The organism is Sphingomonas sediminicola, from assembly GCF_014489515.1.
GTDB lineage: Bacteria > Pseudomonadota > Alphaproteobacteria > Sphingomonadales > Sphingomonadaceae > Sphingomicrobium > Sphingomicrobium sediminicola.
This window is the reverse complement of record NZ_CP060782.1, coordinates 13,188-28,274: the sequence shown is the minus strand read 5'-3', so window position 1 is coordinate 28,274 and position 15,087 is coordinate 13,188. Positions and strand designations below refer to the sequence as shown.

Here is a 15,087-nt window from a genome sequence, read left to right as displayed (position 1 = left end):
GAGAATGGCGGATCAGGCAGCCGCTTTCAGCAGCCCAGCGTAATAATCCGCAAGTCGATCAAGTGCGTCTGCGCCTTCTCCGAAAAAAGTCGGGCCGTGCATGAGGGCCAGCGTAGCTGGCTTCAATTCCGCGAGCCGCCGAAGCGTGGGCGCGGTGGCGGGCCCAACGCTCGACGAGTGAAATGATTCCTCTGCCGCTATGGCTGCAGGGACGATATCGTCCCAGGTCGTGGCTTGACTCCCGAACTGCGTGAACAAATCCCCGCAGAAAAGAATGCCGCTTGTCTCCTCGAACACAACGCCTGACTCCCACGCGTGCGGTACGTGCGGCGTGTCGATATAACGGACGCGACGGAGGCCGGATGTTATCAATTCACCATCCGATAAGCAGCGGGGAGGACGATCGGCGAGATCGTTAAGCGAAACCATGCAGGCGGTGGTGCCATGCGCGACCTCTGCTTGCGGAGCCGCCTGAAGCCATAGGTTCATGGCTCCGCACTCGTCTGCTTCGACGTGCCCGAAACTGATCCACCGCAAGCGATCCACGGGCATCACTGAGGCAACGGCTTCGCGGAACAACGGGAACATGCCGCGCTGACCGGCGTGGAAGAGCAATGGCTCCTCGTCGACAATGAGGAAGCTGTTGAAAACGAAACCCTCCGGCGATCCCATCTCGGGCACGAGCACAGACATCCGAAAGATTCCGTCGGCAAGCTCGGTAACTTGGGCAGTCACGGACGTTCTCCCTGATTCGAATTGACTGCACATGTCAGTGCAATTAATCTTTCCCCATGTCAAATTCAAATGCACAGCCGCGTGTATCGAAAACGCGCCAATACAGGCTTGGCAAGCGCGCTGAGAAGCAGGAGCTGACCAAGCGGCGAATCGTCGAAGCGGCTGTCGATCTTCACGCTAGCGTCGGTCCCGCGCGTACCACCATCGCCCAAATTGCCGAACGGGCCGGCGTCCAGCGACACACCTTCTATGCGCATTTCCCGGACGATCGGAGCCTGATGAACGCTTGCTCGTCTTTGGCGCTGGACCGGGATCCGCTCCCGGATGTGGAAAACTGGGCGAAGCATCCCGCGGGTCGCGTGCGCATTCGTCACGGTTTGCAGGAGATCTACGGTTGGTACGCGCGCAATGAGCAGCTTACCTCCTCAGTGCTTCGCGATGCGGAGGTTCACGAACTGACGCGTGAAATTGTAGATCTGCGAATGGCTCCGACATTTGAGCGGGCGGCCGAAATCCTCGGCGAAGGCATAGATGAGCGCTCCCACGCGTTGCTTGCCGTGGCACTCAATTTCAGTTGTTGGAAAGTCCTGAGTACATCGGCTGATGTCAGGAACGCCGCCGTCTTGATGTCTCGCGCAGTGTTGGCTGCTTAAGTCCCTTTTGACCCATGGCGGAAATTAGGTGATGAGCCTCACATGTTGATTGCAGATTGCAATTGATCGGCTGCTGAGCCACAAAAAGTCCGTCAGTGTGTCGCGTCAAGGCCAGTGCAGCTCGGGCACTTGCCAATTCCTTTTTCGCTGCTGGCGGGTTGTTTCTCCTTATCTTGAGAGGAGTTGATGCCCGAGCACCGACCGAACTGCCAAGTCCAAGCCGCAGAGATTGTTTCGCAGATCATTTGCGCTCGGAGTTACCGAGCAAAACATTTCGGACCTGCCCTCTTTTCGGACCCCGCTTGGGATATGTTGCTCGTCTTGTTCGTCGCGAGCGTGCGCGAACAGATGGTCACCGCAACGGAATTGGCGAAGGCAACGGCAACGCCGACCCCAACCGCCATCCGTTGGATTGACGTCCTTGAACGGGATGGCTTGCTCCAGCGCAACGATGATCCGGGGAGGGCAGGATATGACGATGTGAGGCTTTCCGTCCGAGGAAGGGCCGCGATTTACCAGTGGCTGGAGGATTGCAGGCTGACTTCGTTCTTCACTCTTCAGCATTCTGAAGACGAGCTTGGAGGTGGGCGTGACTTCCGAAAATAGCGACGATCGAGGTCGCAAGCTGGGCAACGCCAACTACAATTTGCGCATGGCTCTGAGGAAGTGTCGTGAGCGGCTAGACCAGATCGAGGAACTGCTCCTGCTCTCGAAACAGGATAATCAGGCGAGTAAATGAATCGGTTACGAAGCCAGACACAGGGTTTTCCAAGCTCACCGCCTCATCGTCTAGCAGACAGGCGGATGAGCCGAGGCCCGTTAGCTGACGAGCAACGCCGGCTAGCAGGCCTCACTGATGCCGCCCGGCTAAATTGCTCCAGATCGGTCCAAACCTAAGGTCATCTTAAGTAGCGTGGCCCGAGCCTGCTGGCCTTGGTTGGAATCTGACAATGAGCGAGTTTCCAAAGCGTCCGGATCGCGTTTCCACTAATGAGCCTTGCAGGATAGCGCGGGGCGACGGCGCGATCGTCCAGGGCACACTCCTGAATCTTTCTAACTCCGGCTTTTGCGTGAGCGCCAAATGCAATTTCGTGGAACGCGAACGGATCGAGGTCCGCATATTCGGGCTTGGGCGACTAAGGGGCACGACCCGTTGGGCGAAAAAGGGTCGAGCGGGCGGGATGCTGGACGTCTGAATGTATGGACGAACAATAAGACTCGCCGACGCCGGGGGCATTGCCAAACGCGACGGCGGGTCCCGGAGCGTCCTTAGCGCAAGGTGCAATCGAAAAGTGGAAAAGGCGTCGAACAGTTCCGCACGTCCGCTGACCCTTCGACGCGGAGCGGTCATGATGGGTATTGCGAGCTTTAGCGCAATGCGCAGCCGCGCGCCCAAGCCGTCAACAGCAGCGTGATGAAGGCCACTGCCATGCACCCGCACGGATTGAGATTGCTCAAGCCTCGATTGTGCTGATCGTGCGCAGAATGGAGGACCATCAAAGCCACGTAACCGAAGCCGACGAAGATAAAGAACCCTAGCGCGATGAACAAACGACCGGCAGTGGAATTGATCTCCAAGAGCCCCGTAGGCATCACCAAAACCGGCGCTTGAGATGAGACGGATCGTCAGCGTGCGCTAACATAACTGAACTTGGCCTCCTCGATTTGGACGACCTTGGTACACGCAGAAATCGCTTGTGCCGGCAAAAGGAATGCTAGTCTCATACCAATTCCTAATAGCATGCAGAGTTTCATCTGACCGCGATCCATTTTTGAGGTCGCTCAGGGCGTTGGCCGCAAACTGAGAGCAAATTCTGCCCACGGCCAATGTCAGCTTCCGACCCATTGTGGACATTAGGATCAACCTGCATTGTGACCGCATGAAGGGTAAGCCATCGTTCGCAGAGAGAGTTGGCCACTCCTTTCGTCGCAAACTGTTTCTTTCGATGTGGGGAAAGGGAGCGCTGGTTATTCTCGCTGCAATGCTCCTACTGCTCGGCCAGCTCGGTGGCAGACGCGAGGCTGTTCTCTGGCTCGGCGCGGCACTTGGCGTCGGATTTCTGGTTTGGACCGCGCTGCTTATGAAATGGAGCCAAACCAAGTTCCTGCGGCGCGCAGGGCAGCGCAGGCGAAGGGCGAGCGAAGCGGCATCAACCGACCAAGGCTAATGTCTGCTTTCGGCCCATTGCGGACGCAGAGAGGTCAGTCCTCGAAGGTTGCGGCAATTGCCTCGGCCACAATTCGTACTCGCTGGAAGCGCCGCGCATCTCGGTGGGTAAGCAGCCAAACCTCCTGGTCCCAGCCGGTCTCCGGCTCATCGACAACTGCGAGCCCTGACATCTGTGAGCCTAGAAATATGGGAAGCATCGCAAGGCCGGTTCCGCTCAGCGCCGCCGCCGCTTGAGCGGTGAAAGACGGCAGTGCCAACCGTGCCTCTTGCCCTGGCACTTGGGCGGCAAGTGCCCGCGGGATCGTTTCACGCTTGACAGGATCGCTGAACGTGAAGACGCGATAAGAATCCCTCGGTTTGGATCGGATGTACTTGCTTGTGCCGAACAGCCGATAGCTGATCGTGCCGATCTTTCGAGCGACGGCATCTCCTGAACGCGGTCGTCCAAGCCTGACCGCGATATCGGCTTCACGCATCGCGAGGCTAACGTTGCGGTTTTCCGCGACCACCTCGATTTCGAGCTGCGGGAACTTGTCAATCAACTTGGACACGGCGGCTGCGATCTTCCATTCGATCAGCGCGGCCGTCGCACTTACGCGTACAGACCCGACATCGCGTCGGCGTCAGTGACCTCACGAGCGAAGCCTTCCGCCGCTGCCGACATCGCCTTCGCGTGAAGCAGGGCGGCACGCCCGCTGGACGTAAGAATGTAGCCTAGCCGGGACTTCTCAAAGAGCGGCGCGCCTCCGAACCCGCGTTCAAGGTCGGCTATCCGACGGGAAATTGTCGCATGAGTGACTCCCAATTTTCGGGCGGCCCCGACAAGGTGCCACTTTCCGCAACGGCGACAAATGTCCTGATGTCATCCCACTGACAGGGATAATCACGTGGATTGGCCAGCGATGCGCTCCTCTCAACCTTGCCGCTGATGTGCGTAAACAAAGCAACGAGTGATCACTAATAGATAATTCTCGAACATTGAAGGCGTGTCTAAATCGTGTGCCGAAAGGATTTCCGATGATGGACGCCGCACCTGTCGAGATCACGCTGATCGGCGGGCCCACCGTGATGATCGAGATAGCCGGTATTCGACTGGTGACCGATCCCACCTTCGACCCGCCCGGTCCTCATCCGTCCGGAGCGGTAAAGCTCGAAAAGACCGAGGGTCCGGCTCTGTCCACTGAAGAGGTCGGCCCTGTCGACGCAGTGCTGCTCAGTCACGATCAGCATGCCGACAACTTCGATCAGGCTGGCCGTCGCTTCGCGGAAAATGCGAAGGTCGTCCTGACGACCGATGCCGCAAACCGAAGGCTGGGTGGCAACAGTGTTGGCCTTAAGCCATGGCGATCATATCGGCTAGGTGGCCGTAACGGTCTGACCGTCGTCGCCACGCCCGCCCGGCACGGGCCGCCCGGGGCCGAGCGAACACTGGGCGACGTGACTGGCTTTGTGATTCAAAGTGCCGCGAAGAAGGACCTCATCTACGTCACCGGCGACACGGTTTTCTACGACGGGGTGGCCGAGGTGGCCCGTCGCTACAAGCCTGACGTGGTGATCGCGTTCGCCGGCGCAGCTCGCACGCGCGGGCCATTCAACCTCACGATGGGCAACAACGACCTTCTGGAACTGGCCAGCGTCTTTCGGGGGGCCAGAATCATGACCGTTCATAACCGTGGATGGAAGCATTTTACCGAAGGGCCAGACTCGGTAGCTGCGGCGGCTGAAATATTTGCTCCGCAGGGACAGGTGCAGTCGTTGGTGCCCGGACGGAAGTTGGTGCTCTCGGTGGACTCTGGCACGCCGCCGAGCGATCCCCATGCGAATTAGCGCGAGCGTGCTCGACGCCATCGGCAACACGCCTTTGGTTGAGCTGAAGAGCGTAGTTCCGCCAGGTTGCGCACGCGTGGTCGTGAAGGTTGAAGGCTCAAACCCGACTGGCAGCATGAAGGATCGAATGGCGCAGGCGATGATCGCGCGCGCCGAAGAAGATGGCCGGATCCGTCCGGACTCGACCATCGTCGAATATTCCGGAGGGAGCACGGGCGCTTCACTAGCCCTGGTATGCGCTGCCCGGGGATACAAGCTTCGCATTTTCTCGTCCGATGCGTTCAGCGAGGAGAAGCTCGTTTTGATGGCCGCGCTCGGCGCCGACGTTCGCGTCATTCCGAGCGGGGACGGCCTGACCACCAAAGGTCTGATCAACCAGATGATCGCTGCAGCCGAGGAAGCGAGCCGGCAGGCAGGCTGCTATTGGACAGACCAGCTTAACAATACCGATAGCGTCTCAGGATATCACTCGCTCGGTGAAGAGATTTGGCAGCAAAGCGGCGGAAAGATCGATGCGTTCGTTCAGTCCGTAGGGACTGCTGCGTCGCTTATCGGAACGACGAGCGTGCTACGGCAGCATAACCCTTCGTTGAATGTGGGAGCGGTCGAGCCGGCCGAGTCCGCGGTCCTTTCCGGCGGAAAGCCAGGTGCTCACAAGATCGAGGGCATCGGCATCGGCCGCCACCCTCCTCTTTGGAGATTTGCGACAGTTGATGAAGTGTTCGCCGTGTCGACCGTGGACGCGGACACGATGGCTCTCCGGCTCGCGCGCGAGGAAGGTCTCTTTGCCGGCACCTCCTCCGGAGCAAACGTCATCGCTGCAATCCAAATTGCACGGCGTCTCGGGCCGGGAAAAACCGTAGCAACCCTCCTTGTCGATACGGGCCTTCGCTATCTTCAGTCGTACGGGACACAGATCAAGTCCGCTGGCAAGCTGAAGTGGTTGTGAGAAGCTGTGGACATTAGCAGAGGCCAGAAAGGCGATGTCTGTTCTCGACCCATTGCGGACATTGCGACACTCGCTAGCTTCACGAAATGGATTGGGCCTCTGCGCTGTTACAAGACATCGACGCGGGGTTGCTCAAACCTCGAACCCACGCGGTGACCCTCCGCTTAGCTGAGCACGAGACATGCACTGGCGAGCTTGGCAGCGAGATCGTGTCTGCTTTCCAGGCTGGGAACGCCGTCGGCAATCAGGCGCTTCTGGAAAGATTGTGGGGTAAGATAGAAAGCCTGCCACTTGAGAAGCAGGGCTGTTTCAGAACGCTTGTCTCTCTCCTTCGAGTTGACGAACCGATCGATGGTCATCTCGCCGAATACCTCATCGGCTGGGCAGAAGAGGCAGGCGTATCCGCAAGCGCAATTGAGACCGCATTTCGCTCGGTCTAATTTCCGCTTTCCAACCATTGCGGACATTCGCCTGGCTTCTTGGTTCAGAGGCCTAAAGAACCCGTGCGTTCCAGTTCTGCCGCTTGGCTTTCATACACGGTGGCAAGTGAATGGAGTGCCTCGGAGCGCGACCGGATGAACGCCTGACGCGCAAGGAATCGCGTTTGGCGCGCCTTCGCGCGGAGCTGGTCAGCACTGTTGGACATGCGGCGCTCAACCGGACGACCAACGTTATGTTCCCGCGGAATCTGAAACCGATCGTTCGTGTCAGCTTTCCACCCATTGCGGACATTGCCGACGTCTCTCCTCGCTTCGCGGCCGCGGCACGGACCCCGCCGCGCGCCATACTCACAGCTCGAGCGCTTCTGAGAGCTCCAGCGCATCATCGACTTCGACGCCTAAATACCTGACCGTGCTCTCAAGCTTCGTGTGACCGAGGAGTAGCTGGCAGGCGCGCAGGTTGCCGGTCTTCTTGTAGAGCAGTGCGACCTTGGTCCGGCGGAGGCTATGCGTGCCGTACGCGGCCGGATCGAGCCCCACGAGCACGACCCACTTGTCGACCAGTCGGGCATATTGCCGCGTGCTCAGGTGAGAGCCGGACTTGATGCGACTGGGGAATAGCCAGTCATCCAAGCCCAGATGCTTGCTCTCGACCCAGGCCGCGATCGAGCGCCGGGTTTGCTCGGTAACCTCGAACTGGACCGGTCGACCCGTCTTCTGCTGCATGATGACAACCCGGCGCTTCACTCCGCTGGACGAGAATAGGTCGGAGACCCGCAGCCGGATCAGGTCGCAACCACGCAGCTTGCTGTCGAGGGCCAGGTCGAAGAGCGCGATGTCACGGGTGCAATGGCCTACCTGCAGCCGCACGCGGATACCCCAGACGTGGAATGGCTTCAGCGCCAGCTTGGCGCCCGTGGGCTTGCGAGCTGCGGGTTGGATCGAGGGTGAGTAGAACATGGGAGTCTCCGGCGATTGCGGACCGCTACAGCCATCTGGATCATGGTGGCCTGGCGCTCCGATCGGCGGACGAACGCTCAACCTAACCCTTCACGGCGCGGTGGATTGCGTTTCGTGCGGCGGTAACGGTCGCGGACCGGACCTTTGGGTCTTGGGTGGCGATCGCTCGCCAGAAGTTGTCGAAAGGCCAACGCTCCTCGGCGAAGTTAGCTAGGAAGGCGAGCGCGAAGCGTAATGCCATTTGCCGCTCGACTGGCGCATTCAGGGCTTTGTTCGCTGCTTCATCGATGGCAGCCAAGGCCTTGCTTCGAAGCTCAGACATGCCGAATCGCATGTAGAACATTGGTAGAACAAATGGCGGTGATTGTGGTAGCTTCGTCAGCGAAAAAAGCTGGAGGTCGATGTGAAACAGAAAAAGGCAAAATCGGGTCCAGGCAACGATCCGCTCGATCGGGTCAATTTCGTCCTTGATGAGCAGCAGGGCGAAGAGTTCACCGACCTGCTCGCCAATCCGCCGGCCCCAACCCAGAAGCTGAAGGATCTGATGGCCCGAAAGGCGCCGTGGGAGGACTGACCCCTTATGTCCGTTATGGGTGGATGACGGACATTCCTCTCGTCGGCTAAGTGGCGCGAAAGGGGGGCGCATGATCAACCGGTCGTCCGCGCAGCAGCACAGCGAACTCTCGGCACAAGCGTTGCCGCCCGCTTTGGAGGATGCAATCGCCGAAAGCCGCGAGGCGCTTCGCAAGATTCTCAATGGCGATCCTTCGGGCTACGCAGCCTTATTTGCAGATCGCGACGACATCACTCTGGGTAACCCGTTCGGTCCATTTGGAAAGGGTCGAACCGAAGTGCTGAAGGCGCTCAACAACGCCGCCACCAAATATAAGGACGGCACAGTCGTCGGGGTCGATCGGCTCGCGGTTTATGGCGATGATAGATTCGTCAGCCTCGTCGAGGTTGAACATCTTCGTGCGAAGCTGGGCACGAGCGGCGACTTTTCCAAGTTCGCGGCCCGTGTCACGACCGTATTTGAAAAGATCGGGGACAGTTGGAAGTTGGTTCACCGTCACGCCGATCCCATCACGACACCACGTCCGGCAGAATCCATGTTGGGCAAGTGACCCAGGCCAGAGTCTGATCGCTCACCAACGTCCGCAATGGGTCGAAAGCGGACATTAGTAATATGAGGTTGGCCGCCTAATCGTCCGACTTTTCAACCGCTAGAAATCGAGACGTGTCTGGCTTGCCATTGACGATCGGATAGTCGCAAGTCTGCCAAGCCTTCGTAATCCTGCGGCCTGTCTTGTCGGTGTAGCTGTATTCAATTCCGACTTGCCAGCGATCCCCAAGGGAAAGGGAGTCGTTCTGGCCTCGGACGTACGAAGCTCTGTCCCCCAGGTTGGCCAAAATTCGCTCCTCGCACTTCTGAACTTCCGGAGAACCACCGCGAATTTGATCGCAAGCGGCAACCAAAAGAAGACAAGTGATCATAAGTCCCCGCACCCCCGTTTCTCCTTTGGAAGCGAACGGAAGCTAGCCCATTTGCTAATGTCCGCAATGGGTCGAAAGCTGACCCACCGCTAATGGCAGGAATGGGTTGAAAGCGGAAATAGTCGCCAAGCCGGAGACGCGCGTCCGAACTCTTCAGTTCAAGCTTTGCGCACGCCGCGGAAGGTTTCTCGCATGTCCTCCGTCAGAAGCTGAGGCTGCTCCCAAGCGGCGAAATGCGTCCCTTTGTCATGCGCGCGGTAGAAAACGAGATGGGGATAGGCCGCACGCGCCCAAGTCTCCGGCGCTTGATAAATCTCGTAGCGGAATGCGCTGACGCCGGTGGGCAGGGGAACTCCCCGCGGATCGAAAAAGCCGGCCTTGCTGTTGCGCATCTCCCAGTAAAGCCGGGCTGACGAGACCGCAGTGTTAGTCAGCCAATAGAGAGTGACGTTATCCAGGATATCGTCGCGTGTGAGACCCTCGTGCGCACCATCAAACACCCGGGCAATCAAATCATAGCTCTGGATGTCATGGTCGAGCATCCAGGAGGCGAGACCGATCGGTGAATCGGCAACTCCATACAGCGTCTGCGGGCGCTGGTTCATCTCGATCGCGTAGCCAAGTCCATGAACATAGAAGTCGGTAAGCTGGTCCCATGCATGCTGCTCTTCAGGCGACAATCCGCTCGGAGGGGGGCCAGCGGGAAGAGCCTTCCGGATGGCTTCAGGAAGCGTTGCCGACATGTTGGTATGGATAGCGAGCAGGCCCTGTGGCTGCTGAAGCGCCATCACCTCGCTAATTGCGTTGCCCCAGTCGCCGCCCTGGGCGACGTAGCGCGTGTAGCCCAGCCGCTTCATCAGGGCGTCCCACGCCTTTGCGATGCGGGGCACAACCCAGCCCGGTTCGGTGGTCTTCCCGAGAAGCCGTAGCCGGGAAGCGAGGGAATGACGACGTCGAAGGCGTCGGCGGCTGTGCCGCCGTGCGCGGTCGGATCGGTCAACGGCCCAATGACCTTGAGTTGCTCGATGATCGATCCAGGCCACCCGTGGGTAATGATGACGGGTAGCGCGTTCGGATGCTTCGACTTCACGTGGATGAAGTGAATGTCGAGCCCGTCAATGTTGGTGATGAAATTGGGATAGGAGAAGAGGTTTGCTTCGGCCCTGCGCCAGTCGTGATAGTTAACCCAATAATCTGCCAGCTTCTGCATTGTCGCGAGCTGGACGCCCTGACTGTGGTCGTTGACGGTCTCGCGCTCAGGCCATCGGGTCGCTTTGATCCGCGCTTTGAGGTCAGCGATTTCCGCGTCGGTCGCGCGATAGTGGAAAGGTCGGATCGACGAGGTGTCAGCCACGTGGCTTGCTGCCGCTGCGCCGATGATCGGCACTTCGCTTCCCGCTCCCGCAATCTGCGGCGACGGCGTAGGTTGCGCGGGCCTTACGGTCGGTGCGCCAGGTCCTGGCGTGGTCGTCGTTGACGCGTGCACACCGCTCATCGGGAGAAGGCCCGCGATCGTGCCAATTGCTGCGGTGGCGAGGAAGTGACGGCGGGCAATCGGCATGCGCGATGCGGTCATGATCATTCTCCTGTGGTTGGGAGCCGGCACGCGGGTAATCGGCCGTCGGAGAATGCTGGTGCGCCACGAACAGGAGGGCCGCCAGAGGCCTTGCCTCCACCATTTCGAGTCGGTCAAACGAATTAAACCAGGTTAGCTTTGCATCCGCTGGCGCAGCGAACCCCTTATGGCAGGAATGGGTGGAAAGCGGCCATTAGGAAGGACGGCGAACGCGATACTCTTCTGTGTCCCCTTCAATCATGACGGTTGGCTCGTTGAACGGACACTCGACAATCTCTAGCTCCTCGCCGGTTCTGCTGTCGGTCATGCGAACTCCCGCATCCAAGGTCCCGAAGCCTTGCCATTCGCCCGTTAGCTTCTTTTTCCCAAACTCCGCCTCAAAACGCCCATCTGGGTGAAGGTTGAGCCGGAAAGCTCCAGCGTCGTCGCCGGATGCCGGCGGGAGATGGACCCACTCGCCCATGCAAGCCTCGACAAAGATCTTGGCGGTGTCGCTGGTGTCGATGGGGCGCGGAGTTGGATTAACGCAGGCGCCTAAGGCAAATGCCAAAAGGATGACCGCTCGCATGACCATGAGGTTTGCATCTGTAGCTAATGACCGCAATGGGTCGAAAGTAGACATTAGCGACCCGTCGAAGGAGCGGGTGGAGGCGAGATTGTCAGCGGCTCACTGAGCTAGCCGCTATTGCGTCGATAATCGATGTTATCGGCTTTACGCTCGGCCGCGCTTCGCAGCGCCACCCAAATAAGAGCTGCTGCGATGAACGTCGCAACCCACAGCCACCTGCCTGCAACTAGGGGCGCATAAATGGAATTGTAGATCCACAGAGCAGCGACGATTGCCATGATGAGTATGGCGACGACCTTGCTCCACCAAGTCGCGTGTGCGGAACTCATGCAGTTAGCCTTTCGGTTGTCGAGTTGGATGTCAACAATGGGTGGAAAGCAGATATTATCGCCGGGTGACGGCAACCCATCGCTCGGGGCAAGATGTTAGCCACCGCATAAACAGGTAATTGGCGCAGAATGTCGCGGGCAGGATCCCGACCTTCACCATGACAGGGTGCAGGCCATGCATGATTAGCGTGCTGACCACCCAAGATACCAGCACAGTGCCGAGCGCTTGATAAAGTGCATAGGTTGCGAACATGACCGTCATGAACCGGCCCTTGTATCGGAACACTCGTCTGACCGACGCGAAGTAAACGAATGTTACTCCGGTCGCGCTCGCGATCGCGTTGGCGGAAAACGGTCGGAGACCAAGAGAGCACAGCCCAAGAAACAGGATGAAGTCGAGCGTCAAACCCGTCCCGCTCACAAGGGCGAAGCGAAGCAATTGAACAAGATGTTCGAGGCGTTTGGTCCTCATCTTTTGTACGTAACGCAGTTACTTATTACCGACTACTGTTTGAATTGCGTGGAAAGCAAACGTTAAAACGCCTGCCCAACAGACAGCATGAGGCGGTAACGGTTGTTCGGGTGCGACGCTCGAATATCCTGCCACGCCGGCAACGCCAGCGCTGCCCCGGCGGACCAGCCGGACGCTGCATTGAAGCGTAGGCCCGGAGCTACATACGCCCATTTGCCTCCGCTCGCCTCCTCGACCCCGCCGTCCACTTTCTGGCGGCCCTCCCATTCTCCAGCGAGCTCGACGAACGCATCCCAAGTCGAATGGGCATGTTCGTCATGATGCTCGTCCAGCTCGCTGCCATGGTGATGGCTGTCAGCGTCACCATGCTCGTGCGGCGCTGGGCCGAACCGATGCGAGAGCGCGATGCCACCTTGGAAACGGTCGCCGAGCCGCGTGTTCTGTGCGCCCTCGGTTGAGAACTGGTAGAGCGCGCTCACTGTGACCTGGACAGCGCCCGACTTTGTCGACGCCGATGCACCGAAGATCGGGTCCCAACTGCCCGTTCCTGGCTGGTGCTCTGTCTCGAGCCGCTCACCGTCAGGGCTTTGGTTGTGCGTGTTTCCGGTCGGGATCTTGATGCCGCCGATGACTGCGAAACCAGTCGTGCCCCCGTCACTAATTCGGTATTTCGCCAGCAAGTTCATGTCGCCAAATCCAGTGACGCTACCGAGGTCCTCGACCCCGTTAATGGCGACCCCACCGATATGTTCGTGCGTCCCTTCGCGAAGGTCATCGCGCCGCACATAAGGCAGCTCGGCGGACACGGTGAGATGATGGCTGATGCCATAGGCTATCCCTGCCGAGGCGTTGAGATTGTAGTCGGTGTTGTGGGCATGGATGTGCTCGGCGGCGAGTTCTTCCAGTTCCGCCTCTGAGCGCTGTTCGGGATGGCTGTAGGTTAACCGCAAGCCTGCCGACCAATGTCCCTCGTCGAGCGTGTCCGGCGTGAACACGCTTATCCCACCTCCCGAACCGAATCCGCTGGGTCCCACATGGTCGGCAAGGGCGGGCGTACTGATCGCGATCAGGGCGGCTCCAAGGGCGGACGACTTGGCTCTCATGCAGGAGGTCACTCTTGAGTTGTTGACGGCGCCCTATGGCCGTCGACGGGGACCGCAACGAGGAACAAGGGTCGCGATTTGATGACCGTGCCGAGATCGAGGTTCCCGTCCACTAATGTCTGCAATGGGTGGAAAGCGGACATTCAGGCGGCGCGGACAAAGCGCTCTAGATAAGTCGACAGGTCAACCGCCTCGCATGGCTTCAAGTAGTCGTCGATTTTCGCTGGCTCGTCCAAGACGACCATACTCTCCGGCATCCAATCCACGCCCATCAAGAGCCGCTTGCCGCCAGCGCCACTGAACAGGACGCCAGCCGCAACCTCACACGAAGCCGACGCTTCCTTCGGAACAGTCATGGGCCGCGCCGCCGATTGAACGTTGGGATTTTCGCCGACCGTTTCTCCAACCGGCGCGTCCTCGACGACGAACTCGGCGCGACGGAGAACTTGCGTCCGCCAATGGTCGAACGGCCAGCCGATGAAGTCCGTGGGAGGCGTCGGCACAGCTGGTCGCGTCATCATCAGCGTCCGCATCCATTCGGGAACGCCCTCGGGAACGGTCTTTGGAGCCTTCCACTCCTCAATCTGGCCTCTAGCTCGCCCATGGTGGCTACAGCGAGCGTGAAGACCTCAAACATCGGGAGCGCATCTCGTTGGTCCACGGTCAGCAAGCGCACCTGGCCATCGTCGGCCTTAAGCCACACGGCGACCGTTCGGCCTCCTCCGCTCTCGACCTTGTAGCCCGATATGTGGGCTAGGCTCGCTAGCGAGGCCTTGGTCCCTTGAAGCTCGAAAGAGGGCATCCGCTTAGTCATTCTTGGCGTCGCTCCGACCACAGCCGCTGCTGAACGACCACACGCAAGGACCGCCCCAAGGCCGAGGAGAACGTTCAAGGCGTCACGACGAACAATGGGCATGCGAGCTTTTTGCTCGGCCCGCTAATGTCCGCAATGGGTGGAAATCGGACATTGGCGGCTCACACTCGCGCGGCTTGGCCCGACATTGGATATGTAAGAGGCAATTGGACCTTGTCTCTTCCTGCGCTAACCTGAGGGTAGCGCACGAGGGGGGCAATCATGCGTTTGTATTCACCGCTATTGATGGCGGCCTGCGGTCTGAACGCGCCTTCATTTGCTGCGTCGCCATCCTTGCCATCAATCTTGGTCGGCGCGCCGACCGCGACCCAGATCAACCAGCGCTGCAACATGTGGGTCGCGCGCAGCAACGCGATGCGCACCGCACTAGAAAAGTCCAAGGGCGCGGCGAGTGTCGCGAAGACTCTGACCGCCTACGATCGGCTGACTGAGGTACTTTTGGACGGCGTCCAAGAAGCCAGCCTGTACCGCGAGGTCGGGATAACGGCCGGGGCGCGGACCGCGGGCGAGGAATGCGAAGTTCGTATGGCAAGTGAACTTACGAAGCTTCAGTTGTCCCGCCCGATCTACAAGCGGATCAAATCGATGCCACCGCCGATCGACGCTTCGACTAAGCGGTACGTTAAGCATGTTCTCGATGCCTTCGAGCGCTCCGGTATCGGTCTCGACGCGGCGGGCCGCGCGAAGGCGCAGGCGCTGAATGACGAAGTGTCGAAGCTTACGACGGAGTTCGAGGCGAACATTCCCAAAGGGCAACGTACCATCACCACAACTGCCGCCCAGCTAGACGGATTGCCACAGGATTTCATAGAGACCCACAAGCCGGATCCTGGGGCAAGATCACCCTACGAACCGACTATACCGACTACATCCCCGTGATGACCTACGCCAAGAGCGGCGATCTTCGTAAGCGCTTCTACCGAGCCTTCAACGAGCG

Annotated in this window: 19 protein-coding genes and 1 pseudogene; 8 read left to right on the top strand and 12 right to left on the bottom strand. The window is 59.2% G+C overall.

Going from position 1 to position 15,087, the window contains the following annotated elements:
- Positions 1-12: 12 nt before the first annotated feature.
- On the bottom strand, positions 13-735 hold the full coding sequence (locus tag H9L14_RS00180; RefSeq protein WP_187708746.1) for an oxygen-binding di-iron domain-containing protein: 723 nt from the start codon (positions 733-735) through the stop codon (positions 13-15).
- 56 nt (positions 736-791) lie between these two features.
- Here H9L14_RS00180 and H9L14_RS17220 point away from each other — a divergent pair.
- Together H9L14_RS17220 and H9L14_RS17215 are read left to right on the top strand one after the other, a co-directional pair.
- A pseudogene (locus H9L14_RS17220) lies at positions 792-962 on the top strand (hypothetical protein); the annotation flags it as partial.
- Positions 963-2,338: 1,376 nt separating this feature from the next.
- Complete coding sequence (locus tag H9L14_RS17215) at positions 2,339-2,584, top strand: PilZ domain-containing protein (RefSeq protein WP_187708743.1); 246 nt, start codon at positions 2,339-2,341, stop codon at positions 2,582-2,584.
- Positions 2,585-3,590: 1,006 nt separating this feature from the next.
- On the opposite strand, the gene H9L14_RS00160 is transcribed toward H9L14_RS17215, so the two are convergent.
- Both H9L14_RS00160 and H9L14_RS00155 read right to left on the bottom strand, forming a co-directional pair.
- On the bottom strand, positions 3,591-4,121 hold the full coding sequence (locus H9L14_RS00160; protein ID WP_343070269.1) for a LysR substrate-binding domain-containing protein: 531 nt from the start codon (positions 4,119-4,121) through the stop codon (positions 3,591-3,593).
- A 29-nt stretch (positions 4,122-4,150) separates the two neighbouring features.
- Positions 4,151-4,411 carry a LysR family transcriptional regulator gene (locus H9L14_RS00155; RefSeq protein WP_281389472.1) on the bottom strand — a complete coding sequence of 87 codons (261 nt, stop codon included), beginning with the start codon at positions 4,409-4,411 and terminating at the stop codon, positions 4,151-4,153.
- Between the two features lie 164 nt (positions 4,412-4,575).
- Here H9L14_RS00155 and H9L14_RS00150 point away from each other — a divergent pair, with 164 nt between their 5' ends.
- From H9L14_RS00150 to H9L14_RS00140, 3 genes are all read left to right on the top strand, one after another.
- Positions 4,576-5,385: an MBL fold metallo-hydrolase gene (locus tag H9L14_RS00150; protein WP_222949869.1), complete on the top strand. Its 810-nt coding sequence runs from the start codon at positions 4,576-4,578 to the stop codon at positions 5,383-5,385.
- Positions 5,375-6,334, top strand: coding sequence for a PLP-dependent cysteine synthase family protein (locus H9L14_RS00145; protein ID WP_187708741.1), 960 nt, complete (start codon positions 5,375-5,377; stop codon positions 6,332-6,334). Before H9L14_RS00150 ends, H9L14_RS00145 begins: the two co-directional genes overlap by 11 nt.
- 86 nt (positions 6,335-6,420) lie before the next feature.
- Positions 6,421-6,774: a hypothetical protein gene (locus H9L14_RS00140; RefSeq protein WP_187708740.1), complete on the top strand. Its 354-nt coding sequence runs from the start codon at positions 6,421-6,423 to the stop codon at positions 6,772-6,774.
- Positions 6,775-7,122: 348 nt separating this feature from the next.
- On the opposite strand, the gene H9L14_RS00135 is transcribed toward H9L14_RS00140, so the two are convergent.
- Positions 7,123-7,734 (bottom strand): tyrosine-type recombinase/integrase, encoded by a 612-nt coding sequence (locus tag H9L14_RS00135; protein ID WP_187708739.1) that lies wholly within the window; start codon positions 7,732-7,734, stop codon positions 7,123-7,125.
- 82 nt (positions 7,735-7,816) lie between these two features.
- Positions 7,817-8,056: a hypothetical protein gene (locus H9L14_RS00130; protein WP_222949868.1), complete on the bottom strand. Its 240-nt coding sequence runs from the start codon at positions 8,054-8,056 to the stop codon at positions 7,817-7,819.
- 81 nt (positions 8,057-8,137) lie between these two features.
- On the opposite strand from H9L14_RS00130, the gene H9L14_RS00125 reads away from it, so the two are divergent.
- Both H9L14_RS00125 and H9L14_RS00120 read left to right on the top strand, forming a co-directional pair.
- Entirely contained in the window at positions 8,138-8,308 is a 171-nt protein-coding gene (locus tag H9L14_RS00125; protein WP_187708737.1) for a type II toxin-antitoxin system TacA family antitoxin, read from the top strand.
- A gap of 70 nt (positions 8,309-8,378) precedes the next feature.
- Positions 8,379-8,858, top strand: coding sequence for a YybH family protein (locus tag H9L14_RS00120; protein WP_187708736.1), 480 nt, complete (start codon positions 8,379-8,381; stop codon positions 8,856-8,858).
- A gap of 528 nt (positions 8,859-9,386) precedes the next feature.
- Here the strand turns inward: H9L14_RS00120 and H9L14_RS15285 are convergent.
- From H9L14_RS15285 to H9L14_RS00090, 7 genes are all read right to left on the bottom strand, one after another.
- Positions 9,387-10,085, bottom strand: a complete 699-nt coding sequence (locus H9L14_RS15285; protein ID WP_246444270.1) for a hypothetical protein — start codon at positions 10,083-10,085, stop codon at positions 9,387-9,389.
- Complete coding sequence (locus H9L14_RS15280; protein ID WP_246444269.1) at positions 10,085-10,804, bottom strand: epoxide hydrolase; 720 nt, start codon at positions 10,802-10,804, stop codon at positions 10,085-10,087. Before H9L14_RS15280 ends, H9L14_RS15285 begins: the two co-directional genes overlap by 1 nt.
- Before the next feature lie 193 nt (positions 10,805-10,997).
- Positions 10,998-11,372, bottom strand: coding sequence for a hypothetical protein (locus H9L14_RS00110; RefSeq protein WP_187708735.1), 375 nt, complete (start codon positions 11,370-11,372; stop codon positions 10,998-11,000).
- Between the two features lie 107 nt (positions 11,373-11,479).
- Positions 11,480-11,701: a hypothetical protein gene (locus H9L14_RS00105; protein WP_187708734.1), complete on the bottom strand. Its 222-nt coding sequence runs from the start codon at positions 11,699-11,701 to the stop codon at positions 11,480-11,482.
- A 55-nt stretch (positions 11,702-11,756) separates the two neighbouring features.
- Entirely contained in the window at positions 11,757-12,173 is a 417-nt protein-coding gene (locus H9L14_RS00100) for a GtrA family protein (RefSeq protein WP_246444268.1), read from the bottom strand.
- A gap of 62 nt (positions 12,174-12,235) precedes the next feature.
- On the bottom strand, positions 12,236-13,276 hold the full coding sequence (locus H9L14_RS00095) for a transporter family protein (RefSeq protein WP_187708732.1): 1,041 nt from the start codon (positions 13,274-13,276) through the stop codon (positions 12,236-12,238).
- Positions 13,277-13,419: 143 nt separating this feature from the next.
- The gene (locus H9L14_RS00090; RefSeq protein WP_187708731.1) at positions 13,420-13,797 is read right to left on the bottom strand and encodes a hypothetical protein; all 378 of its coding nucleotides are present in this window, start codon (positions 13,795-13,797) and stop codon (positions 13,420-13,422) included.
- Positions 13,798-14,351: 554 nt separating this feature from the next.
- On the opposite strand from H9L14_RS00090, the gene H9L14_RS00085 reads away from it, so the two are divergent.
- The gene (locus H9L14_RS00085; protein ID WP_187708730.1) at positions 14,352-15,029 is read left to right on the top strand and encodes a gluzincin family metallopeptidase; all 678 of its coding nucleotides are present in this window, start codon (positions 14,352-14,354) and stop codon (positions 15,027-15,029) included.
- Positions 15,030-15,087: the final 58 nt, after the last annotated feature.